General features: G+C 27.8%; 20 protein-coding genes and 1 other annotated feature. Of the genes, 17 read left to right on the forward strand and 3 right to left on the reverse strand.

Going from position 1 to position 22,431, the window contains the following annotated elements:
• Positions 1-33: 33 nt before the first annotated feature.
• On the reverse strand, positions 34-645 hold the full coding sequence (locus ABCM86_RS06060) for a manganese efflux pump MntP family protein (protein ID WP_195930979.1): 612 nt from the start codon (positions 643-645) through the stop codon (positions 34-36).
• A gap of 181 nt (positions 646-826) precedes the next feature.
• Between ABCM86_RS06060 and ABCM86_RS06065 the strand changes: the two genes are divergently transcribed.
• The 7 genes from ABCM86_RS06065 to ABCM86_RS06095 all read left to right on the forward strand — a co-directional run bounded on the left by ABCM86_RS06065 (position 827) and on the right by ABCM86_RS06095 (position 9,068).
• Entirely contained in the window at positions 827-1,381 is a 555-nt protein-coding gene (locus ABCM86_RS06065) for an NADH peroxidase (protein WP_195930980.1), read from the forward strand.
• 287 nt (positions 1,382-1,668) lie between these two features.
• Positions 1,669-1,908: a binding site (T-box leader), on the forward strand.
• Between the two features lie 79 nt (positions 1,909-1,987).
• Entirely contained in the window at positions 1,988-3,298 is a 1,311-nt protein-coding gene (gene aspS, locus ABCM86_RS06070; RefSeq protein ID WP_195931545.1) for an aspartate--tRNA(Asn) ligase, read from the forward strand.
• 107 nt (positions 3,299-3,405) lie between these two features.
• Positions 3,406-3,681 carry an Asp-tRNA(Asn)/Glu-tRNA(Gln) amidotransferase subunit GatC gene (gene gatC, locus ABCM86_RS06075; protein WP_195931544.1) on the forward strand — a complete coding sequence of 92 codons (276 nt, stop codon included), beginning with the start codon at positions 3,406-3,408 and terminating at the stop codon, positions 3,679-3,681.
• A 12-nt stretch (positions 3,682-3,693) separates the two neighbouring features.
• Positions 3,694-5,142, forward strand: a complete 1,449-nt coding sequence (gene gatA, locus ABCM86_RS06080) for an Asp-tRNA(Asn)/Glu-tRNA(Gln) amidotransferase subunit GatA (protein WP_195931543.1) — start codon at positions 3,694-3,696, stop codon at positions 5,140-5,142.
• Between the two features lie 3 nt (positions 5,143-5,145).
• Positions 5,146-6,588, forward strand: a complete 1,443-nt coding sequence (gatB, locus tag ABCM86_RS06085; protein WP_195931542.1) for an Asp-tRNA(Asn)/Glu-tRNA(Gln) amidotransferase subunit GatB — start codon at positions 5,146-5,148, stop codon at positions 6,586-6,588.
• A 143-nt stretch (positions 6,589-6,731) separates the two neighbouring features.
• Positions 6,732-8,261 carry a cardiolipin synthase gene (gene cls / locus ABCM86_RS06090; RefSeq protein ID WP_343003683.1) on the forward strand — a complete coding sequence of 510 codons (1,530 nt, stop codon included), beginning with the start codon at positions 6,732-6,734 and terminating at the stop codon, positions 8,259-8,261.
• 249 nt (positions 8,262-8,510) lie between these two features.
• Complete coding sequence (locus ABCM86_RS06095) at positions 8,511-9,068, forward strand: YdcF family protein (protein ID WP_295732682.1); 558 nt, start codon at positions 8,511-8,513, stop codon at positions 9,066-9,068.
• 94 nt (positions 9,069-9,162) lie between these two features.
• Here the strand turns inward: ABCM86_RS06095 and ABCM86_RS06100 are convergent, their stop codons facing one another.
• Positions 9,163-9,549 (reverse strand): hypothetical protein, encoded by a 387-nt coding sequence (locus ABCM86_RS06100; RefSeq protein ID WP_195930862.1) that lies wholly within the window; start codon positions 9,547-9,549, stop codon positions 9,163-9,165.
• A 227-nt stretch (positions 9,550-9,776) separates the two neighbouring features.
• Between ABCM86_RS06100 and ABCM86_RS06105 the strand changes: the two genes are divergently transcribed.
• Together ABCM86_RS06105 and ABCM86_RS06110 are read left to right on the forward strand one after the other, a co-directional pair.
• The gene (locus tag ABCM86_RS06105; RefSeq protein ID WP_343003694.1) at positions 9,777-10,622 is read left to right on the forward strand and encodes a mechanosensitive ion channel domain-containing protein; all 846 of its coding nucleotides are present in this window, start codon (positions 9,777-9,779) and stop codon (positions 10,620-10,622) included.
• A 270-nt stretch (positions 10,623-10,892) separates the two neighbouring features.
• Positions 10,893-11,537, forward strand: a complete 645-nt coding sequence (locus ABCM86_RS06110) for a VTT domain-containing protein (RefSeq protein ID WP_195930861.1) — start codon at positions 10,893-10,895, stop codon at positions 11,535-11,537.
• A gap of 31 nt (positions 11,538-11,568) precedes the next feature.
• Here ABCM86_RS06110 and ABCM86_RS06115 read toward each other — a convergent pair whose 3' ends face one another.
• A complete protein-coding gene (locus ABCM86_RS06115) occupies positions 11,569-12,258 on the reverse strand; it encodes a Fe-Mn family superoxide dismutase (protein WP_195930860.1) in 690 nt (229 codons plus the stop codon).
• A gap of 182 nt (positions 12,259-12,440) precedes the next feature.
• On the opposite strand from ABCM86_RS06115, the gene ABCM86_RS06120 reads away from it, so the two are divergent.
• The 8 genes from ABCM86_RS06120 to ABCM86_RS06155 all read left to right on the forward strand — a co-directional run bounded on the left by ABCM86_RS06120 (position 12,441) and on the right by ABCM86_RS06155 (position 22,419).
• Complete coding sequence (locus tag ABCM86_RS06120; protein ID WP_195930859.1) at positions 12,441-13,019, forward strand: TerD family protein; 579 nt, start codon at positions 12,441-12,443, stop codon at positions 13,017-13,019.
• 24 nt (positions 13,020-13,043) lie between these two features.
• Complete coding sequence (locus ABCM86_RS06125; protein WP_195930858.1) at positions 13,044-13,622, forward strand: TerD family protein; 579 nt, start codon at positions 13,044-13,046, stop codon at positions 13,620-13,622.
• Between the two features lie 23 nt (positions 13,623-13,645).
• The gene (locus ABCM86_RS06130) at positions 13,646-14,257 is read left to right on the forward strand and encodes a TerD family protein (protein WP_195930857.1); all 612 of its coding nucleotides are present in this window, start codon (positions 13,646-13,648) and stop codon (positions 14,255-14,257) included.
• A 2-nt stretch (positions 14,258-14,259) separates the two neighbouring features.
• Positions 14,260-17,028: a calcium-translocating P-type ATPase, PMCA-type gene (locus ABCM86_RS06135; protein WP_295732678.1), complete on the forward strand. Its 2,769-nt coding sequence runs from the start codon at positions 14,260-14,262 to the stop codon at positions 17,026-17,028.
• A 75-nt stretch (positions 17,029-17,103) separates the two neighbouring features.
• Positions 17,104-18,696: a YceG family protein gene (locus tag ABCM86_RS06140; RefSeq protein ID WP_295572202.1), complete on the forward strand. Its 1,593-nt coding sequence runs from the start codon at positions 17,104-17,106 to the stop codon at positions 18,694-18,696.
• A 2-nt stretch (positions 18,697-18,698) separates the two neighbouring features.
• Entirely contained in the window at positions 18,699-19,850 is a 1,152-nt protein-coding gene (locus tag ABCM86_RS06145; protein ID WP_295572199.1) for a toxic anion resistance protein, read from the forward strand.
• 210 nt (positions 19,851-20,060) lie between these two features.
• Positions 20,061-21,143: an HpcH/HpaI aldolase/citrate lyase family protein gene (locus tag ABCM86_RS06150; RefSeq protein WP_343003684.1), complete on the forward strand. Its 1,083-nt coding sequence runs from the start codon at positions 20,061-20,063 to the stop codon at positions 21,141-21,143.
• On the forward strand, positions 21,118-22,419 hold the full coding sequence (locus ABCM86_RS06155) for a phosphoribosyltransferase family protein (protein ID WP_343003685.1): 1,302 nt from the start codon (positions 21,118-21,120) through the stop codon (positions 22,417-22,419). Before ABCM86_RS06150 ends, ABCM86_RS06155 begins: the two co-directional genes overlap by 26 nt.
• Positions 22,420-22,431: the final 12 nt, after the last annotated feature.

Raw genomic sequence — 22,431 nt, forward strand, 5'->3', positions numbered from 1 at the left:
ATATAAACCATATAAAAATAGCATGTCTTATTTTTAATAAAATATTTTCGATATAAAATGAATATGTTCATTTAATATACTAGCGCCGATAAAGATTAAAATAACTCCACCTATAATTTGAGCGTAATTTTTAAATACAGAGCCTAATTTTTTACCTATTAATACTCCTAAAAAGCAAACGATTAAAGTTATAAGAAAAATACTAAAGCAAACAGGAAAGATTGATATACTTAAAAATGCAAAACTCACACCTACAGCTAGTGCATCTATACTAGTAGCGATAGATAATATAAGAATTTCTTTATTGTCTATTGTCGATATACTTTTCATATACGTGTCTTTTTCAGATTCATTTTTAAAATCTATTCTATTGCTTTCAACAGCTTCAAGAATCATTTTAAGACCGATAAAAGATAGTAAGAAAAAAGCTATCCAGTGGTCGATAGATTTTATGTAAGATTCAAATCTAATTCCTAAAAACCAACCTATAAAAGGCATTATACCTTGGAAAAAGCCGAAAGAAAATGCAATTTTAAAAGCAATCTTGGAATTTATATTTTTTAGAGTTATACCTTTAGTTACAGAGACTGCAAATGCATCCATAGAAAGTGCAAATCCAGTTAAAAAAATATTAAGAAAACTCATAGAGACCTCCTTAGATAAATTGTATATTCGTGTATATTTTTTGAGTGATTAGACCAAAATATACCTAGAATTAGATGTAAATAATTTATCTAATATGTAAATATACATAAAAGAATATATAAATAAATATGAAATTTTTTTTATATCTATTCTTAGTAAAATACAAAGGAGAGGTTTTAATATGAAAAAATGGGTATGTACAGTATGTGGTTATATATATGAAGGTGAAGAACCACCAGAAAAATGTCCAGTCTGTGGTGTTGGAAGTGATAAATTCATAGAAAAAAAAGATAAGTTAGATTGGGCAGATGAACATCATGTCGGCTCTGCTAAAGGAATTGACGAAGAATTAGTAGAAGACTTAAGAGCAAACTTCTTAGCTGAATGTACAGAAGTAGGTATGTATTTAGCCATGGGTAGAGTTGCAGATAGAGAAGGATATCCAGAAATAGGTGCAGCTTACGATAAAATAGCAGGAGAAGAAGCTCTGCATGCTGCTAAATTTGCAGAACTTCTAGGCGAAGTAGTAGAACCATGTACAAAATCAAATTTAACTGCTAGGGTTGAAGCTGAGTATGGAGCTGCTGAAGGTAAATTAAAATTAGCTAAAAAAGCAAAAGAATTAGGACTTGATGCTATACACGATACAGTTCACGAAATGTGTAAAGACGAAGCTAGACATGGTAAAGCATTTTTAGGACTATTAGAAAGATATTTCGGCGAATATAAAAAATAAAATACAAAAGGTATGGGGTATATTTTTATATCCCATAACTTTTGTATTTAGATGTAATTTAAAATTTACTTTTAAAATTATTTAAAAATACTTAAATCATTCCAAATTAGTTTTTGTGAATTTCAATATTATATAATTTTAATATAAAATTGTATAATTTTATAAAAAGCAGATATAATATAAATATAAATTTAGAGAAAATTAAAAAAATACGAAAAAAATAAAAAATATTGTTGCGAATATATATTTTTTATCCTACAATGTATACATAATAAGAAATCAATAAGCTAAATACAGTGAAAAAGAAAGTAAATTTAAGATAGATTTACAGAGAGTAGAGGATGGTGGAAGCTCTATATGATACTTAAATTGAAATAACACTTTGGAGTAGTTAGAAGAAATTATACTTTATAAGAGTAAAGCTAAACGGAGTCTCACCGTTAAAGGAGAAAAAGTATATTAGTACTTTGCAGAGTTGGGCTTTTAGCCAACTAGGGTGGTACCGCGGAAATTATCCCGTCCCTATACATTAGTATAGAGACGGGTTTTTTAATTGAAAAAATTAAGGGGAAAATAATAATTAGTATAAAAGAAAGGGTGAAATTTATGCAGACAATAGAAAAAACATTAGATAGAACTTTTATAAGTGAACTTAAAGTTTCAGATGATGAAGTTGTGCTACTTAGAGGTTGGATATATAAAATTATCGATTTGAGTAGTGTAGTATTTATAAAATTAAGAGATAAAAGTGGTATTGTACAACTTGTAACAGATAAAGATCAAATAGAAGGATTAAAACTTGAAAATGCTGTAGAAGTAGTAGGTAAAAAAAGTGAAAATGAAAAAGCACCAGGTGGAATAGAAATAATTGTAGATAAAATTAAAATACTAGGAAAAACATATTATGATAAACTTCCTTTTGAAATAAATAGTTTTAAAAATAAAGCAGCTTTAGAAACTCAATTAGACCATAGAACGATAGCACTTAGAAGGCCAGAAATAAGGGCAATATTTAAGGTACAAAATGAAATAGAGCAAGCGTTTAGAGATTATTTAAGAAGTAAAAACTTTGAACAAATACACACAGCAAAAATAATAGATTCATCTACTGAAGGTGGTTCAGAGATGTTTACAGTAAACTACTTTGATAGAAGATCTTTCTTAGCTCAATCACCACAATTTTATAAACAAATGATGGTGGGAGCAGGATTTGAAAGAGTATATGAAATAGGTCATGCATATAGAGCAGAACTTCACAACACTTGGAGACATTTAAATGAATATGTGAGTTTAGATGTTGAGATGGGATTTATAAAAGATGAATTTGAACTTATGGATTTAGAAGAAGGCTTTTTAGATTATTTATTTAAACATCTAAATAGAGTTTGTAAAAAAGAATTAGAAATGTATAAAGTAAAACTTCCTGATGAAGTTAAAATACCTAGAATAACTTTAGATGAAGCTCACAAAATCCTTCTTGAAAAATACAATAAAAAATCACCACTTGGAAATATAGATGCAAAAGGTGAAGAATTAATTTGTGATTATGTTAAAAAAGAATACGGCACAGAATTTGTATTTTTAACTAAATACCCAGTTACAAAAAGACCTATGTATACTATGCCTGATGATAAAGACAAAACTTTGACAAAGAGCTTTGATTTAATATACGATGGGCTTGAAATAACTACAGGTGGTCAAAGAATACATGATTACGAAATGTTAAAGGCAAATATAATTAAATTTGGATTAAACCCAGAAGATTTTGATTTTTATCTAGAAACATTTAAATACGGTATGCCCCCACATGGTGGATTTGCTATAGGTCTTGAAAGACTTACTATGAAAATACTAAAACTTTCAAACATAAGAGAGGCTGCCCTTATACCTAGAGATATGAAGAGATTAACTCCATAAGATAGTTATGGTAATATATAAATATAAAGTAGTATATAAAATTTAAAACTTGATAAATATCATATTTAAATAGAGTTTTAAAATAAAAATTAAAAGGAGAAATTATTATGGCAATTAGTAAAGATGAAGTTAAATATATTGCGCAATTAGCTAAGCTACATTTTGACGAAGATGAAGCTGAAAAATTTGCAAAAGAATTTGAAAATATATTACAACAATTTAAAACACTAGATGCACTAGACTTAGACGATGTTGTAGAAATAAGACCTACAGTATCTGTAACTAGAAAAGACATTCCTAAAAAATGTGAGATAGAAGATTTATTTAGAAATGTAAAAACAATGAGAGGTACTGCAATAGAAGTGCCAAAAATCATTGAGTAGGAGGACTTTATAATGAGTATAAAACAATTAGTAGCTAAAATAAAATCTGGCGAAGTAAAAAGTTATGATCTTGTTAAATCATATATAGATACAATAGATAAAAGAGAAGATAAAGTAGATGCTTTCTTATTACTTCAAACTGATGAAGCTCTTAAAAAAGCACAAGAAATAGATGAAAAAGTAGCTAAAGGTGAGAATTTAGGATTACTTGCTGGGATACCTATAGCGATAAAAGATAATATATGTACACATGGTGTAAAGACAACTTGTGCCTCAAAGATGCTTGAGGATTTTGTGCCACCATATGATGCAACAGTAATTAAAAAATTACAAGCTGAAGATGCAATACTTATAGGTAAGACAAATTTAGATGAATTTGCTATGGGATCTTCAACAGAAAACTCAGCTATGAAGGTTACAAAAAACCCAATCGATTTAACTAGAGTTCCTGGTGGGTCTTCTGGTGGTTCTGCGGCTGCTGTTGGAAGTGAAATGGTTCCACTAGCACTAGGTTCTGATACTGGTGGCTCAATAAGACAACCTGCATCATTTTGCGGTATAGTAGGTATGAAACCAACTTATGGATTAGTATCTAGATTTGGGCTTATAGCTTTTGGTTCATCACTTGATCAAATTGGGCCATTTTCAATGAATGTAGAAGATAATGCTTATCTATTAGATATAATTGCAGGAGAAGACGACTTAGATTGTACTACTGCAAAAGGACGCGAAAAGGTAGATTATACAAAACAATTAGGCCAAGACATAGCAGGTATGAAAATAGGTATACCAAAAGAATTTATAGAAGAAAAGGGATTAGACCCTGAGATAAAAGAAATAGTACTTAAAGATTTAGACGCATTGAGAGAATTAGGATGTGAAGTAGAAGAATTTTCCCTACCGATAACTAAAGACGGGCTTGCTCCATACTACATAATATCTTCTGCAGAAGCTAGTTCTAACTTAGCTAGATTTAACTCAGTTAGCTACGGATATAGAGCAAAAGACTACACATCAGTAGACGATATGATAGAAAAAAGTAGAAGTGAAGGTTTTGGTAGTGAAGTCAAAAGAAGAATAATGCTTGGAACATATGCATTATCATCAGGATATTATGATGCTTATTACAATAAAGCTCAAAAATTCAGAACAAAATTAAAACAAGACTTCAAAGAAGCATTTAAAAAATACGATATAATACTTGGACCAGTTTCTCCAATACTTCCATTTAAAATAGGAGAAAGGTGTGAAGACCCTACTGCAATGTATTTAGCTGATATATATACAATAAATATAAACTTAGCTACAATGCCAGCATTGTCAATGCCAGGAGGAAAGAGCAAAGAGGGACTTCCAGTAGGTATCCAATTAATAGGAGATACATTTAGCGAAGATAAGATATACAAAGTTGCTTATCAACTTGAAAAGAAATTAGCACTACAATTTGATAGAGAGGTGTAGATTATGGTATATGAAACAGTCATAGGGCTTGAAATACATGCCGAATTAAAAACAAAAACAAAGATATTCTGTAGCTGTTCTACAGAATTCGGTAAAAAACCTAATGAAAATACTTGTCCAATATGCTTAGGTATTCCAGGGACTTTACCAGTATTAAATGAAGATGTAATAAAACTTGCAGTAAAGGCTGGAACTGCTCTTGGTTGCAAGATAAATAACTACAATAAGATGGACAGAAAAAACTACTTCTATCCAGACTTGACAAAAAACTTCCAAACATCACAATACGATATACCTATGTGTGGTGAAGGTTTAGTTAAATTCGATTTTGAGGGAAGGGAAGTAAAAGTAAGAATAAACAGAATACATATAGAAGAAGATGCAGGTAAACTTGTGCATTTAGAAGATGAACCATTTTCACTAATAGATTACAACAGATGTGGTGTACCTCTAATAGAAATAGTTACAGAGCCAGATTTAAGATCTCCTGCAGAAGCTGCAGAGTTTATGAGACAATTAAAAGGAATACTTGAATATGCTGAAGTATCTGACTGTCGTATGGAACAAGGTTCAATAAGATGTGATGCCAATATATCTATAAGACCTGTTGGACAAGAAGAATACGGAACAAAAGTCGAAATAAAAAATATAAACTCATTTAGAGAAGTTCAAAAAGCTCTAGAGAGAGAAGAAAAAAGACAAAGAGAATTATATCAATACGGTGAAGAGTATAAAATAAGACAAGAGACTAGAAGATGGGATGCAGCAAAAGCCAAAACTTTACCAATGCGTTCAAAAGAAGAAGCTCATGACTATAGATATTTCCCAGAACCAGATTTAACACCTATTATAATTGAGCAGTCTTTTGTAGATAAAACAAGAGAAAATCTTCCAGAAATGCCTGCAGAGAAAAAACAAAGATTTATAAGAGATTATAAAATACCTCAAAAAGATGCATCTATAATAATATCTAATAAAACTCTAGCTCATTTTTATGAAGATACTGTAGCTTTTGGTGTAGATCCTAAAGTAGTAGACAACTATATCTTAGGAGATATGTTGAGACTTCTAAACGTTAAAGGATTAGAACCAGAAGATATAAAAATGGAACCTGAAAACTTAGCTCATCTAATTAAAATTATTGATGAAGGCAAAATAAGTAAGACAGCTGGTAAAGAAGTATTTGCAGAGATGTTCGATACTAATAAATCACCAGAAGTTATAATAAAAGAAAAAGGACTTACTCAAATAAGTTCATCTGACGAACTTGAAAAATTAGTTGATGAAGTTTTACAAAATAACCCACAATCAATACAAGACTTTAAAGCTGGTAAAAAACAAGCTGCAGGTTATTTAATGGGTCAAGTGATGAAAGCTTCAAAAGGACAAGCAAATCCTCAAATTGCTAAAAAGATGCTAGAAGATAAATTATCTATTTTAGTTTAGTTAAAAAATTGATACACATTATAAATTGATTTAAAAGAACCATTATGTAATAATTATTCATATAGTGGTTCTTTTTAAATTTATATCAGTACTGAAATAAAAACATATAATAATAGTGAATATATTGCAAAAGAGGGGAATTTATGAATATTTTATTTAAAAGATCTGTACAGAGAATAATACTTCTGGCAATTTCGTTTTTAATACAAGTAGCAATAATAATATTTTTCTTATTACAATATAGTGAGTATTTCTTTAACTTCTATATAGCTTCTCTAGCACTTAGCATTGTAATAGTTTTTATAATTACTAATAGTAAAAGTAATCCTAGTTATAAAATTGCATGGATTATTCCTGTGATGATTTTCCCTGTATTTGGTGGGCTTTTTTATCTACTATACGGTGGAAATAAACTCAGTGCAAGAGAAAAGCTTAAGATGGCGATACAAAATATAGAGATGACACACTCTTTAAAACAAAATGATAAAATAATACAAAAACTACAAGAAGATAATATATATGCAAAAAATCAAAGTGAATATATATTAAATTATGCAAAATGCCCTGTTTATAATAATACAGAGACGACTTATTTTAAAATTGGGGAGGAGAAGTTTGAAGCTCTTTTGAAAGAATTGAAAAAAGCTAAAAAGTTTATTTTTTTAGAGTATTTTATAATACAAGAGGGAAAAATGTTCAACTCAATATTAGAAATTTTAGAAGAAAAAGTAAAACAAGGTGTTGATGTGAGGGTTATTTATGATGATGTAGGGTGTATAATTACACTACCACATAATTATCAAAAAAAATTAGAAGCTAAGGGTATAAAATGCAAGGTATTTAATCCGGTTAAACCCTTTTTTACAAGAAGGCTTAATAATAGAGACCACAGAAAAATAGTAGTGATAGATGGGGATGTAGGATTTACAGGAGGTATAAACTTAGCTGATGAATATATAAATGAATATGAAAAGCATGGATATTGGAAAGATGCAGCTATAATGTTAAAAGGTGATGCAGTTTGGAATTTGACTAGAATGTTTTTATCTATGTGGGACTATATAGATAATCGAGAAGAAGATTATATGAGATTTAAACCATCTAAAGATAAATATTACAACACAAATGGATATGTACAGCCTTTTGATGACAGTCCTCTTATAAATGAACCAATAGGTGAGACTGTATATTTAAACTTGATAAATAAAGCAAAAGATTATATTTATATAAATACTCCATACTTAATAATCGACAATGAGATGGCGACTGCACTTAAAATAGCATCAAAATCTGGCGTAGATATTAAGATAGTAACACCTTATATACCTGATAAAAAATTTGTCCACGCTGTTACAAAATCATATTATGAATCATTTATAAAAGATGGGATAGAGATTTATGAATTTATACCTGGGTTTATGCATGCCAAGACCTTTGTTGTAGATGATGAATACGCAGTAGTTGGAAGTATAAATTTGGACTTTAGAAGTTTGTACTTACATTATGAATGTGGTGTATGGCTTTATAAAACAGATAGTATAAGTGATATAAAAAAAGATTATTTAGATACATTGAAGAAATGCCATAAAGTTACTATGGCCGAATGTAAAAATACTAGTGTGATAAGAAAGTTTGGAAGGTTAATTATAAGGATGTTTGCTCCACTACTATAAATTTATTTAATATATATAATTAAAAGAGAAAGGTGTATATTTATACAAAATAAAAATATGTTAAAAAAATATATAGACTTAATAATAGGTTCTTTACTTATTTTTTACTTTTTTATTATAAATATAATGTCGTTTTTAAGATTTAAATATTTATTTTTAGTTTTAGGGATGTTTTGTTTTATATATCATTTTACAAAAAAGTATTTAATAAAAAAAGAAAAATTATATAAATTTGCCAAGAAAATACTTATGATATTTATTTCTATATTTATCTTAGTTGAATCTATAATGGTATTTTATCCAAAGCAAAATTTAAACTCAGATTGCGACTATATAATAGTCTTGGGTGCATTAGTAAATAAAACAAATATAAGTAAGAGTTTGCAAGATAGATTAGATACTTGTATAGAATACTTAAATAAAACAAAACAAGAAAAAATGATAATAGTCTCAGGCGGTAGAGGAAGAGGAGAGGATATAACTGAAGCCTCTGCAATGAAAGACTATCTAGTATCAAAAGGTATAAATAAAGATATGATTATAATGGAAGATAAATCTAAAACAACAAAAGAGAATTTTGATTTTTCTAAGAAAATAATAGAAAATCTATCTAATAAAAAAATAGAAGACCTAAAAATAAAAGTTATAACGACTGATTTTCACACTTTGAGAAGTAAAGTTATTTCTAGAAAGAGTGGATATAAACAAATGAGTTTTTATACATCAAAATCAAATTCAAAATTAGCAATTTTAAATTATACAAGAGAATTTTTTGCATTAATAAGCAATATAGTTCTTAGCTATTAAAAAAGTAAAATATGATTAACAAATTAAATATAAATAATGATATCTATGTATTATAAAAAACAAAAACACCTTTAAAAGGTGTTTTTATTTTTTGTTAATTGATGAAGTTGACATTTAAGTCGATTTCATCGCTAGTTATATGTAAATCATCTTCTATTAGATAATTTAAAGTATTTTTAAAGAAGTATTCATCCTTTCTTGATAAGATAAATGGACACTCCTTCTTGTTTAGTATATCCCCATTGATCTCTTCTATTAAGTAACCATCTTTTAATTCGACATTAATTTTTAAATTGTATATAGATTTAGTGTGGGTATGTTTGAAATATGTATCTAAAGATTTAAAAATTAAGTCAAATAAATTATTTTTTAAAGCGATTTCTTTGTTTTCCCCGCAATTTTCACAATAAAAATAATTAGATGAACTTTCTGATATTATACATGAATTTTCTCCTTTGCAATTACTACAAAAATCATTCATTTGTATTCCCCCCTGATGTATATAATATATGAAATTTAATGTTGATTAAATAATAACTCAAATATTGGTAAAAATCAAAGGTAAGAAATGTAAAAACAGGATTAACTGTAAAATAATATTATATTAAAAGATAAAAAATATATATCTCCAATATTTTTTGAAAATATGTTATTATATATGAGACAAAAAAGTATGGAGGAGGAAATAAAGTGGAAGAAATCTCGAATATGAACTTTGATCACTTATCTTTTGCAACAGTTATGAAGAAACTGTCAAATTGGGTATTAGATGACGGTATAAATATGGGTGTAAAACTTATAATAGGTGTTCTAGTAATAATTATTGGATTTAAAGTGATAAATAATATATCTAAGAGATTTTTAAAATTTGCAGAACTTAAAGCTGTAGATGTAACAATCGTTAAGTTTTTAAAATCATGTATAAATATATCTCTAAAATGTATATTATTATTAGTAATAGTAGGCGGATATTGGGATATTAAACTTACAGGACTAGCTGCAATATTAGCTTCTGCTGGGGTTGCTGTAGGTTTAGCGCTTCAAGGAAGTCTATCAAACTTTGCTGGAGGATTTATAATCCTATTTTTAAGACCATTTAAAGTAGGAGATTATATACAAACATCAGGATTTGAAGGTACAGTAGAGCAAATAGGAGTATTTTACACAAATTTAGCTACTATAGATAATAAATTAGTTATGATACCAAATGGTACATTATCCAACGGAAGTCTGATAAATTATTCAGCTAAAGAAACTAGAAGAGTAGATTTAGTATTTTCAGTTGCATATGATTCAGATTTATTAAAAGTTAGAAAAGTATTAAAAGAAATAGTGGACAATCATAAACTTATCTTATCAAAACCAGATCCATTTATAGGACTTATCCAACACAATGCAAGTTCTCTAGATTTTGCAGTTAGAGTGTGGGTGAAAAATTCAGATTACTGGCCAGTATATTTTGATTTATTAGAAACAGTTAAAACAAGATTTGATAAAGAAGGTATAGATATACCTTATCCACAAATGGATTTACATTTTAAAAACCAACAATAAATAAAAGAGCTAAAAGTATTTAAATATATTTTTAGCTCTTTTTTGTTTATTACAATTTTCTTAAATATATTCTTACATAATTGTTATTAAAATGTAAGAATAATTAAATAAAAAATACATTTAAATAGGTTATAATCATATTATAAGATAATTCTAAAAAAGAGCATATTTATAAGAGATTTAAAATATAAAATAAATAAGTGGTTAAAATAAAGATGAATCTCTTTAAAATACAAGTTTTATAATGTTAAAACTAAGGAGAAAGATATTATGGAATATATACAAGCTTTACAAAATTTAGTTCAGGATTATTGGGTACTTTCATTATGTGTAGGATTTTTCAGCACATTTATAGAGAGTTTTATACCTATGCTACCATTAGTTGCATTAATAACTGCTAATGCAGCATTATTTGGGATGTTAAAAGGTTTTTTAATATCGTGGTTAGGCTCTGTTATGGGGACAATATGTTTATTTTTAATAATTTATAAAATAGGTGAAAATAGTAAAATACTAGATAAAATTAAAAGCGATAAAATACAAAAGGCTATTTTATGGATAGAAAAAAGAGGATTTAAACTATTATTTATAGCTTATGCATGTCCATTTTTACCTGCATGTGTGATTACTATTGCGTCTGGAATAAGTAAAAGACACAAGACTACATTTATCTCAGCAGTATTATCAGGTAAATTCATCATGTTTTTAGTTATAAGTTATATAGGTCAAGATATATATGGATTTATCACAAGTCCAGTTAAGATTATAGGTTTTTGCGCAGTAGTATTTATAGCATGGAAATTAGGTAATAAATTAAATAAAGATTTAGATTATATAGAAGAAAAAGTAGTTAATAAAGAAAAAGAAGAGCAAGAACAAGAAGAATATATTGAAGCGAATAAAAAAGTTAGATAAAAGTATATAGATAATAAAATTAGAGGTTATTTTAACCTCTAATTTTGTTTAATAACCTATTTTGATTGTAATTTTGAGAAGCTTGTCGCCAATTTACAAAATTAAAGAAGTTATCCACAAGTGCGCTTTTATTGGAATAAAGCTCTTCGTCTATATTTAAACATAAGATTATTTGATGTTTATAAATTATTGGACAAGAGATTTCTTTGGAGGTAGTCAAGTATAATTCATTTTGAGAATTTTTGGCTAAGAAAATCCAAGTCGATTTTGAATCTAAAGCTAATTTTTTAAATTCAGATTTAAAGTTATCAAAAGATGAAAATGACTTGTTTATTTCTTTTAAAAGTTTACCTTTTACGAATGTTTTTTCAGGAGATAAACTTTTAAAAAAATACTCATAATTTAGAGCGTGTGAAGCATTCATCTTTACTTTTAAGGCTATATTATCTGGCATAGAATCTAAATTAGTTAAAATCTCTTCTAAAGAAGCATCTTTAAATTCTTTATTATCTTTTAACTCATAATTTAGATTATCTAAATAAGCGTTGTATTGACAATATGAGTACTTTAATGTATCTGTGTCTATAAATTTATTTAAGTCATAAAAGTTATAGCTTAGCTCAATAGGCCTTAAATTAAATGATTCTAGCGCATAGGAATAATCAAGATAGTTATTAATATTTAATATAAAAATAAATATTAATAAAATTAAATTTCTCATTATAATCACCTCGATTATATTATGTTACAAAATAGAAAAAAGTATTATAAATTGATTTAATATCAAAACCTAAATAATAAGTTTAGAGATGCTAATAATATTTCCTATATGATGTAAAAAATGATATAATAGTATTTAATAGGGTATTATATTTAACAAAAATTTAAAAAGGAGAGATCATAATGGCGATTACATTATCAAAAGGTCAAAAAGTTAGTTTAACTAAAGGAAACCCAGGTCTTAAAAACATAGTTGTAGGGCTAGGATGGGACACAAATAAATACGATGGAGGGTTTGATTTTGACCTAGATTCAGCAGCATTTTTATTAGGAGAAAATGATAAAGTAAACAGTGATTCTGATTTTATTTTCTACAATAATTTAAAACATTCATCAGGAGCCGTACAACATTTAGGTGATAATTTAACTGGAGAAGGAGACGGCGATGATGAGCAAGTAAAGCTGGATCTAAGTTTAGTGCCACAAAATGTAAATAAAATTGCTTTTACTGTAACTATACATGAAGCACAAGAAAGAAGACAAAATTTTGGACAAGTAAATAACTCTTATGTAAGAGTTGTAAATGCAGATACTAATCAAGAACTTCTAAAATATGAATTAGGCGAAGATTTTTCTATAGAAACTGCAGTAGTTGTATGTGAAATATATAGACATAATGGAGAGTGGAAATTCAATGCATTAGGTTCAGGATTTGAAGGTGGACTTGAAGCTCTTTGTAAAAATTTTGGAGTTAACGTATAAAAATAGTTTTTTGGGGGGAGAATTATGGCAATTCAATTAAAAAAAGGACAAAAAATCAATTTAACTAAAGGCAATCCAGGACTTAAACATATTAAATTAGGATTAGGTTGGGATACTAATGTGTTTGATGGAGGAGAAGACTTTGACCTTGATGTAAGTTTATTTATGGTAGGTAAAAGTGGAAGAGTAGAAAATGACGAAGATTTTATATTCTACAACAACTTAAAACATCCATCAGGAGCTGTAGAACATCTAGGTGATAACAGAACTGGTGATGGCGATGGAGATGACGAAGAAATACTAGTAGATTTCTCAAAGATGCCAAACACAATAGAAAAAATAGCTGTAACAGTTACTATATATGAAGCTAAAGAAAGAAGACAAAACTTTGGACAAGTAAATAATTCTTATGTAAGACTTCTAAATTCAGACAATGATGAAGAATTGCTTAGATATGATTTAGGGGAAGATTTCTCAATAGAAACTGCAGTAGTTGTATGTGAAATATATAAAAATAATGGAGAATGGAAATTCTCAGCAGTGGGCGCAGGGTTCGAAGGTGGACTTGAAGCTCTTTGTAAACAATACGGATTAAACGTATAAAACAAATTCTATGGAGGAAAGCTATGGCGATAAATCTTAAAAAAGGACAAAAAATCGATTTAAAAAAATCTAATCCAGGACTAAGTGCAATAAGAGTTGGCTTAGGATGGGATCCAGTTGAACAAGGTGGGGGCTTTTTTAAAGCTTTATTTGGTTCGGGAAACGCTGATATAGATTGTGATGCTTCTGTATTTTTATTAAATGAAGATAGCACACCAGTTGACTTAATTTACTTTGGTAACTTAAGAACAAAAAACGACTCTATAATACATACTGGAGACAACTTAACTGGAGAAGGGGCAGGAGATGACGAAGTAATTTTAGTCGACTTAGATAAAATACCTTCTCAAGTTAGTAAATTATTATTTGTTGTAAATATATACGACTGTGTCAGAAGAAATCAAAACTTCGGCATGATTAAAAATGCATATATAAGAATGAATGATGCAAAAAACAATTCAGAAATTGCTAGATACAACTTATCTGACGACTACAATGGAAAGACTGCATTAATAGTAGGTCTTATATATAGACATGATAACACTTGGAAGTTCTCTGCAATAGGTGAAGGGACAAATGACACAGGATTAAACGACATGAAAAGAAATCTTGAAAGAAAAGCATACGGAGTGTAAAAATGAAATTTTATAGTGAAAGTAAAGAAAATGTACTAAAAGAGCTCGGTGTAAATAGAGACAGAGGTCTTTCTACTGAAGATGTAAAATCGAGAAGAGAAAAATACGGCCTAAATGAATTTACACCAATCGAAGAAGGTAGTTTTTGGGATGATTTAAAAGATGCACTATCAGAGCCTATGATAGTAATACTTATAATAGCAGCTATAATAAGTGCTGTTATTGGAGAGTTCCACGATGCAATAGGTATAGTTTGTGCCATTGCAATAGGTATAGCGATAGGAATGATAACAGAAGGTCGTTCTAAAAAGGCAGCAGAAGCACTATCAAAATTAACTGAAAATATAGAAGTTAAGGTGCTTAGAGATGGTGAAGTAGAACAAGTTTCAAAATCAGAATTAGTTCCTGGAGATATAGTATTTATAGAAACAGGAGATATGATTCCAGCAGATGGTAGACTTATAAAAAGTATAAACTTAAAAGTAAGAGAAGATATGTTGACAGGTGAGTCTGACGATGTATCTAAAAAATGCGATGCTATCATCAATATGGAAAAAGTAGAAACTAAAGATGGTATAAAAGAACTTGAGCCAATACCAGCTAAACAAATAAATATGGTATTTGGCGGAACACTAGTAGCTTATGGTACAGGTATGATGGTTGTAACTTCTATAGGAGATAATACTCAAATGGGAGATATAGCAAGACATCTATCAAATGATGAAGAAGAGACACCACTTCAAATAAAACTTGGAAATTTAGGTACAATGATAGCTAAAATTTCAAGTGCAATAGCAGGTTTACTATTTATATTTATGGTAGCAAAAATGGTGTTAAATGGACTTAAAGTAGATACATCAAATGTATTTGCATTTTTAGATTCAATAGACGGAATAAAAACTGCATTTACAGTTTGTGTAGCGTTAATAGTTGCAGCAGTTCCTGAGGGACTTCCAACTATGATAAATATGACTTTAGCAATAACAATGCAAAAAATGGCTAAAATAAATGCCTTAGTAACTAAAAAAGAAGCATGCGAGACTATAGGTTCAGTTTCAGTTATATGTTCAGATAAAACTGGTACATTAACTCAAAATAGAATGACTGTAGAAGTTGCATATATAGACGGTAGATATATACAAGACAAAATAGAATCAAACAGTTACTTCTTAGAAAACTGTACAGTAAACTCTACAGCAGATATAGAAATAACAGAAGATGAAACTAAATATTTAGGTAGTGCGACAGAATGTGCTCTACTTCTTAGAAATAAAGACACTGATTATAGAAAAATGAGAAAAGAAGCTGTAGTAGTAGCCCAAAATCAATTCTCATCTAATTTAAAAAGAATGTCTACTATAATAAGTGAAGAAAATAAATATGTATTACTTACAAAGGGAGCTCCAGAAATAGTTCTTGAACTTTGTAAATATGTACAAGAGCCAGACGGTATAAAAGAACTTACTAAAGAAAGAAAAGAAAAAATACTTTCTGAAATAGCAAAATTACAAGAAAAATCTATGAGAGCTTTAGGATTTGCATATAAAGAAATGCCTCTTTATAATGAGTCGCAAGAAGCAGCCCTAGCTCTTGAAGAAGACGAAATAAGTATAGAAAAATGTGAAGAAAGTTTAGTATTTGGAGGCTTTGTAGGAATAAGAGATCCACTTAGACCAGATGTTAAAGAAGCTGTAGAAACTGCAAATCATGCAGGTGTTGCTGTAAAAATGCTTACAGGTGACAATATAAATACAGCTAGAGCAATAGGAGAAGATTTAGGCCTTCTTAAAAATAATATGAGAGCTGTAGAAGCATCATATATAGATACTTTAACTGATGAAGAACTAAAAGAAGAAATCAAAACTATATCTATAGTTGCGAGAAGTAAACCAGACAGTAAAATGAGAATAGTTCAAGCTCTACAAGCAGATGGTGAAGTAGTAGCTGTAACAGGTGATGGTATAAATGACGCTCCTGCATTATCAAAAGCTGATGTAGGTATAGCTATGGGTATATCAGGAACAGAAGTTTCTAAAAATGCAGCAGATATAATACTTACAGATGACTCATTCTCAACAATAGTAAGCGGTATTAAATGGGGTAGAGGAATTTACGACAACTTCCAAAGATTTGTTCAATTCCAGCTTACAGTTAATATAATAGCATTCTTAGTTGCTATAATTTCACAAGTAGTAGGCCAAGAAATGCCTTTTACAACAATCCAACTTTTATGGGTTAATATAATAATGGATGGACCACCAGCTCTTGCTTTAGGTCTTGAACCAGTTAGAAAACATGTACTTGATAGAAAACCAGTAAATAGAAATGCAAGTATAATCACAAAATCTATGATATTCACAATTGTAGGTAATGCTTTATTTATAACATTAATACTTATGTTACAATCTTCACTTAACATACTAAATGTTTCAGAAGCAAAAGGTGAAACAGTAATGTTTGGTATATTTGCATTTAGTGCATTATTCAATGCATTTAACTGTAGAGAATTTAACTTCGACAGTATAATACCTAATTTAACTAAAAATAAATTAGCACTACAAATAATAGCAATTACAGGAATAGCACAAATCTTCTTTACACAAGTGTTTAGAGATTTCTTCAATGCAGTTCCTCTAAGTCCTATGGAATGGATAAAAGTAATAGCTTTATCATTTAGTGTTATAATAGTAGATGAAGTAGTTAAATTTATATTTAGATTATTTAAAAAAGAAAATAAATATGATGAAAATATGCCAAAAGTAGAGGCATAATAAGTTTTAGCTACTTTGTTTTTTATTAAAATGAAGTAGCTAAAATAATAAATGGCAGATTATAAGGAGGATAAAATGGAGTTAGGTAATAAATCAAATATATTTAGTAAAATATTCTCCAGCCAATCAGACAGGGGTAACTATACATCAGCTAAAGGATATGAAAATTATTTTATATCTTATATAGGAATTGATAATGAAGATATTTATAATTCAGAAATATACAATTTAAATAGAGAAATAAAAAATAAAAAAAACATATGCCTATTTAAAAATAATATACTAAATCCAGATGATTTCGATATAATATCTTACTTAAAAAGCAAAGTATCTAAATACAATGGTAGTGTATTTGATCTAGATATAGACTTAGTGAGATATGAAGAGATCAACAATAGAATAAAAAGAGGGTTTGATATTCTCTTAAAAGAAGAAAATCAAAATTTCAACAATGACAGAGTTAAGTTTAACTTTATAATAAAGGTAATGAGCTGGATAAGAATATATATAAATCCACTTATTATTGACTATAAAGATGCTCCAAAAGTTGTATTTTACGGAGATATAAAAAAACACGAACTGTATTTTTTATTAATACTTTACTTTGCGGGCTTTGATATACTTTATATAAATCCTAATGGACTTAGTGAATTTGAAAATATAAATATTGAAAAATTCAAAATAGAACTAATAAATAATAAAATAGTACAAGAGAGAATTTCTTTTGATGATAGAATTCAAAAAGGTGAAATAATAGAAAAATCTAGTATAAAAAAAGCATATACTGTTGGAGCGCAAGCATCTAAAAAGATAAGTGACGAGCTTTTAAATGATTCTGGCTTTATAAAACCTTGGCAACTTCAAAATAGAAATATAAAATCTTTACTTCTTAGTTCTACAGTAGATGAAGTGGATATATATTGGAATGAACCACTAAAGTTGAGACCTGGATTTAAATTTGATAATGAATTAGTTACACTGCCAGTATTTTTTACAAAAATAGATGGAGTTTATAGAGATTTAGATGAATATTATTCACTACTTGAAAAATTACAAGTAAAAGACTTTTCTTATTTTATACAATACGATGATAATATAAGAGCTTTGACAAAACCGTTTACAAGAGAAGGTTATAATTTATCATTCTTTATTTCAAATAATGGAAAACTAAATAAAAAATCTATTATAAAAGAAAAGTGTTTTTCAATTTCAAATTTAAGTTTGAGATGGCAGGAGATTATTTTAGATAAAGTAGAAGAAAGTATTTTAAGCGATATGTTTATAGAAGGACTTACTAAAGACGATATAGTAAAAGGACTTTATAGCGTTTTAAATATGAATGAAAGATTTGTATATTTAATAAATAGTTTTGATTATGCAAGTATAAATCCTAAGTTGATAATATATATAGAAAAGATGAGAATGTTTACAAAGGAAATTGTATTTTTACTTCTTGTGTTAAGTAAAATTGGATTTGATATAATTATATTTACACCAGGCGGGGTAAACTGTATTGAAAATGTAATAAATAATCAAATTGTGGATATACATAGATTAGACGTAATAAATTATAATTTGAAATATATGTCTAATAAACATAATATAAATAATACAAATAAGAGTGTAGGTTCATTCTTAGAAAAACTATTTGGGAAATGGAGTGATTGATAATGGGTATAGATATTAGTAAATTTTCAAATAACAACGACAGCACTACAAATAACAATAAAAACGAAGAAAATATAGCAGAAGTACAACAAGATAATTTTGATATAGTTGAGTATACAGACAACAAAAAAAACGAGCTAAGACAATCTAAAGAAGTTGAGCAACTAACTTCATTAATAGAAGTAGACAATCCAAATACTATACTTCAATTTGGTAAAGGTGCGTCAGAAGGTATTTCGAGAGTTTCTGACAGCTTACTTTCAAATATAAAGATGAATCAAAATGAAAAAAACACAGAGATGTTAGTTAGGCTGACTAAAATAATGGATAAATTCGACTTAGACGATTTTGCTCAAACTAAGGAGCCAGGATTCTTCCAAAAACTATTTAAAAAGGCAAATAGCGCTTTAGAAGTTATGTTCCAAAAGTACGATACTTTAGGAAGTGAAGTTGAAAAAATACAAGTAGAACTTCAAAGATATGAAAGAGAAATACAAGATTCTAATAAACAATTAGGCGCTATGTTAAATGAAAACTTCAACTACTACAATGAGCTTGAAAAATACATAGTAGCAGGTGAAATGGCTATAGAAGAACTAGACAATGATTTACTTCCACAATTTAAAGCAAAGGCTGAAAGTGGAGACCAAATGGATTTGACAAATTATCAAGAATTATTAAATATAAAAGATATGCTGGTTCAAAGAGTTTATGATCTTAGAATATCTGAAAATATTTCTCTACAGACAATACCAATGCTTAGAAGTATGCAACACAACAACTACGGTTTAATTAGAAAAATAAACAGTGCATTTATAGTAACGCTTCCAGTGTTTAAGCAATGTCTATCTCAAGCTATACTTATCAAAAAACAAGAGCTTCAAACAAAATCACTACAAGCTCTTGATGATAAGACTAATGAATTACTTCTTAAAAATGCACAAAATGTATCTCAAGCGAGTACTCAAATTGCCAAGATGGCAAATTCAAGTTCTATTCAAATAGAGACATTAGAAAAAATGCACAACACTATAAAAAGCGGTATAGAAGAAACTATGAGAATAGAGCAAGCAAATAGAGATGAAATAGCTAATAACACTAGAAGATTAGAAGAGCTAAATACTTCTGTTATAAGCACTTATAAAAGAAAATAATACATCTAATAAAAAGTAGGTATTACTCTTATTAAGAGTAAATTTTAAAAATATTAAAAACTTAAATCTAATATTATAGTATGTTTAGATAAAAATGGGATATCTCTATTTAAGCTATCCCATTTTTATTTATAATTATCATTGTTGTAATTACAAAATACAATTATAATTATAAACATCAAGATAAATATCTTATAATTGGAGGAAAAGGTGAAGTATTTTAATTATTTAGAGAAAGAGAGATTAGAGCGTATTTTTTATAAACAACCTCAAGAGTTTGATAAAAAAACTGATAAAGATATTTTAAAATATGCTTTAGGAGCATTTTTATATATTCCAGCAAATAAATATGAGCAAATATATAAAAGTGTAGTAAATCAAGAAAAAGAAGCAAAGCCACTTGCAATATGCTTAGAAGATGCAATCGGTGAATTTGGGGAAAGAGAAGCTATAGAAAATCTTAAACTTGTTTTAGATGATTTATCCAAGCAAGTATTTTGTAAACTAGAGAAGCTTCCACTTATATTTATAAGAGTTAAAAATAAAGAACAGTTAAAAAAAATAAAAGATATTCTTATAAAAAATAAAGACTTTATAACAGGAATAATAATACCAAAAGCAGATAGTGAGTTGTTAGAAGACTTTATAAGTATATTAGATAATTTTAATTTAAATAATCTATATATTATACCTATAATAGAGTCAAGTAAATTTATATATAAAGAAATAAAAGAAACACAATTTCAAAAGGTGTATTATAGTATATTAAATCATAAAGAGAGAATTTTAGGCATTAGAATAGGACTTACTGATGTATTGGGGATGTATTCTATAAGGCGTAAAAGAGAATTTTGTATATACGACAATCTTATAGCAACTTCATTTATTCAAGATGTTATAAACTATCTAAATCGAGAAGAATTAGATATACCTATAAGCGCAGGTGTAAGCGAATTATTTAATATGGATGATGAAAAAATAAAAAATCTCTACATAAAAGAAATTGAATTAGATAAGTTTCATGGGTTTGTTGGAAAAACAGTTATACACCCAAAGCAAGTAGAAATAGTACAAGCTTTATCTAGCATTACTTATGAGGATTATATGGATGCTCAAGATATAATAAAAAATTATAATTCACAAATAGGTGTCAAAAAAAGCTCATCGGGAGATAAGATGAATGAGTATAAACCTCATTATAAATGGGCAAAGAAAATTATAAGTCTAGCTTATATATACGGGGTTTTAAATAAGGGGGTAGATTATAATGAGCTTATTAAAAGTAAAAAGTAGGAAGGATTATAAAGATAATTTAGAACTAAAAAACACATTAAATAATAAATTATCTTATGACAATAATCTAAAAGAAAATTTAAACTTTGAATACAATATAAAGCTTAGGGAAAATATATTTGATTTAAATATAGATGATTATTTAGATTTAGGTATTAGAAATAACAATAAAAGAAGATTTTTATTTATATCAAAGACTCTAGGTAAACATCTACCATGTAGGGTAAGTGATATGGATGATTTGGGGCTAAAGATAGTCAAAGCTTATGAAAAAAAGTATAATTATCTAAATTCTGGTGTAATTATATCTTTTGCAGAAACGGCCACAGGACTTGGACATAGCGTATTTAATCATATAAATGCTGATTTTGAGTTTATTCATACAACAAGAGAGATAGTAAAAAATAAAAAGACACTAGATTTTTTAGAAGAACATTCTCATGCTACAGACCACTATCTTTATTATGAAGATTTAAATTATTTTAAAGATGGAGAAGAAATAATATTAGTCGACGACGAGATAACTACGGGAAATACATGTATAAACTTAATAAAAAAGATAAACAATTTATATCCTAAAAAGAGGTATACAATATGCTCCATATTAAACTGGATGGATGAAGATTCTTTTAAAAGATTCAAAAGCTTAGAAAAAGATTTAAATACAGAGATAAATTTTGTATATTTATTTTCAGGCAGCTTTACATTTAAATGTGATGAAGAAAAAATAAAAAGTAAAATAAAAGAAAGTGAAAATATAGATAAATATATTTTGAAAAAAAATAAATTAAAAGTAAATTATATTTATATCGATATGGATAAGTACGAACAAAATAAAAAATACTTAAAAAATACAGGACGATTTGGCATAAATAAAAAAGATCAATTAGATCTGATAAGTAAAGTTAAAAATGAATGCTTTAAATTAAATATATTAGATAATGAAAAGGTATTGTTTTTAGGTAGTGAAGAGTTTATGTATATACCTATGTTGTTTGCAGACCAATTTAAAAAAAACGATATATACTACCATTCGACTACTAGAAGTCCAATAATAGACATAGATATTGATAATTACCCTATAAAGACAAAATTTACTCATAATAGTCTTTACAATAAAGGTGTAGTCAATTATGTATATAATATAGACAAAATAAAATATGACAAATGCTTTTTATTTTGTGAAATAAATAAAGATAAAGAAGAATTTGAAGAAATTATAAAAATATTTTCAAATACAGATATAAAAGAACTAAATATAGTTTTATTTAAATAATATATAAAGGGA

Origin of the sequence: Clostridium sp. 2218st1_F5_2218SCRN_220325 (assembly GCF_039062665.1) — a bacterium.
GTDB lineage: Bacteria > Bacillota > Clostridia > Peptostreptococcales > Peptostreptococcaceae > Intestinibacter.

Bases quoted from the DNA above. Each gene is read 5' to 3' on its own strand.
- ABCM86_RS06060 (WP_195930979.1), bottom strand. From the start codon at position 645: ATGAGTTTTCTTAATATTTTTTTAACTGGATTTGCACTTTCTATGGAT.
- ABCM86_RS06065 (WP_195930980.1), top strand. From the start codon at position 827: ATGAAAAAATGGGTATGTACAGTATGTGGTTATATATATGAAGGTGAA.
- aspS (WP_195931545.1), top strand. From the start codon at position 1,988: ATGCAGACAATAGAAAAAACATTAGATAGAACTTTTATAAGTGAACTT.
- gatC (WP_195931544.1), top strand. From the start codon at position 3,406: ATGGCAATTAGTAAAGATGAAGTTAAATATATTGCGCAATTAGCTAAG.
- gatA (WP_195931543.1), top strand. From the start codon at position 3,694: ATGAGTATAAAACAATTAGTAGCTAAAATAAAATCTGGCGAAGTAAAA.
- gatB (WP_195931542.1), top strand. From the start codon at position 5,146: ATGGTATATGAAACAGTCATAGGGCTTGAAATACATGCCGAATTAAAA.
- cls (WP_343003683.1), top strand. From the start codon at position 6,732: ATGAATATTTTATTTAAAAGATCTGTACAGAGAATAATACTTCTGGCA.
- ABCM86_RS06095 (WP_295732682.1), top strand. From the start codon at position 8,511: ATGATATTTATTTCTATATTTATCTTAGTTGAATCTATAATGGTATTT.
- ABCM86_RS06100 (WP_195930862.1), bottom strand. From the start codon at position 9,549: ATGAATGATTTTTGTAGTAATTGCAAAGGAGAAAATTCATGTATAATA.
- ABCM86_RS06105 (WP_343003694.1), top strand. From the start codon at position 9,777: ATGAACTTTGATCACTTATCTTTTGCAACAGTTATGAAGAAACTGTCA.
- ABCM86_RS06110 (WP_195930861.1), top strand. From the start codon at position 10,893: ATGGAATATATACAAGCTTTACAAAATTTAGTTCAGGATTATTGGGTA.
- ABCM86_RS06115 (WP_195930860.1), bottom strand. From the start codon at position 12,258: ATGAGAAATTTAATTTTATTAATATTTATTTTTATATTAAATATTAAT.
- ABCM86_RS06120 (WP_195930859.1), top strand. From the start codon at position 12,441: ATGGCGATTACATTATCAAAAGGTCAAAAAGTTAGTTTAACTAAAGGA.
- ABCM86_RS06125 (WP_195930858.1), top strand. From the start codon at position 13,044: ATGGCAATTCAATTAAAAAAAGGACAAAAAATCAATTTAACTAAAGGC.
- ABCM86_RS06130 (WP_195930857.1), top strand. From the start codon at position 13,646: ATGGCGATAAATCTTAAAAAAGGACAAAAAATCGATTTAAAAAAATCT.
- ABCM86_RS06135 (WP_295732678.1), top strand. From the start codon at position 14,260: ATGAAATTTTATAGTGAAAGTAAAGAAAATGTACTAAAAGAGCTCGGT.
- ABCM86_RS06140 (WP_295572202.1), top strand. From the start codon at position 17,104: ATGGAGTTAGGTAATAAATCAAATATATTTAGTAAAATATTCTCCAGC.
- ABCM86_RS06145 (WP_295572199.1), top strand. From the start codon at position 18,699: ATGGGTATAGATATTAGTAAATTTTCAAATAACAACGACAGCACTACA.
- ABCM86_RS06155 (WP_343003685.1), top strand. From the start codon at position 21,118: ATGAGCTTATTAAAAGTAAAAAGTAGGAAGGATTATAAAGATAATTTA.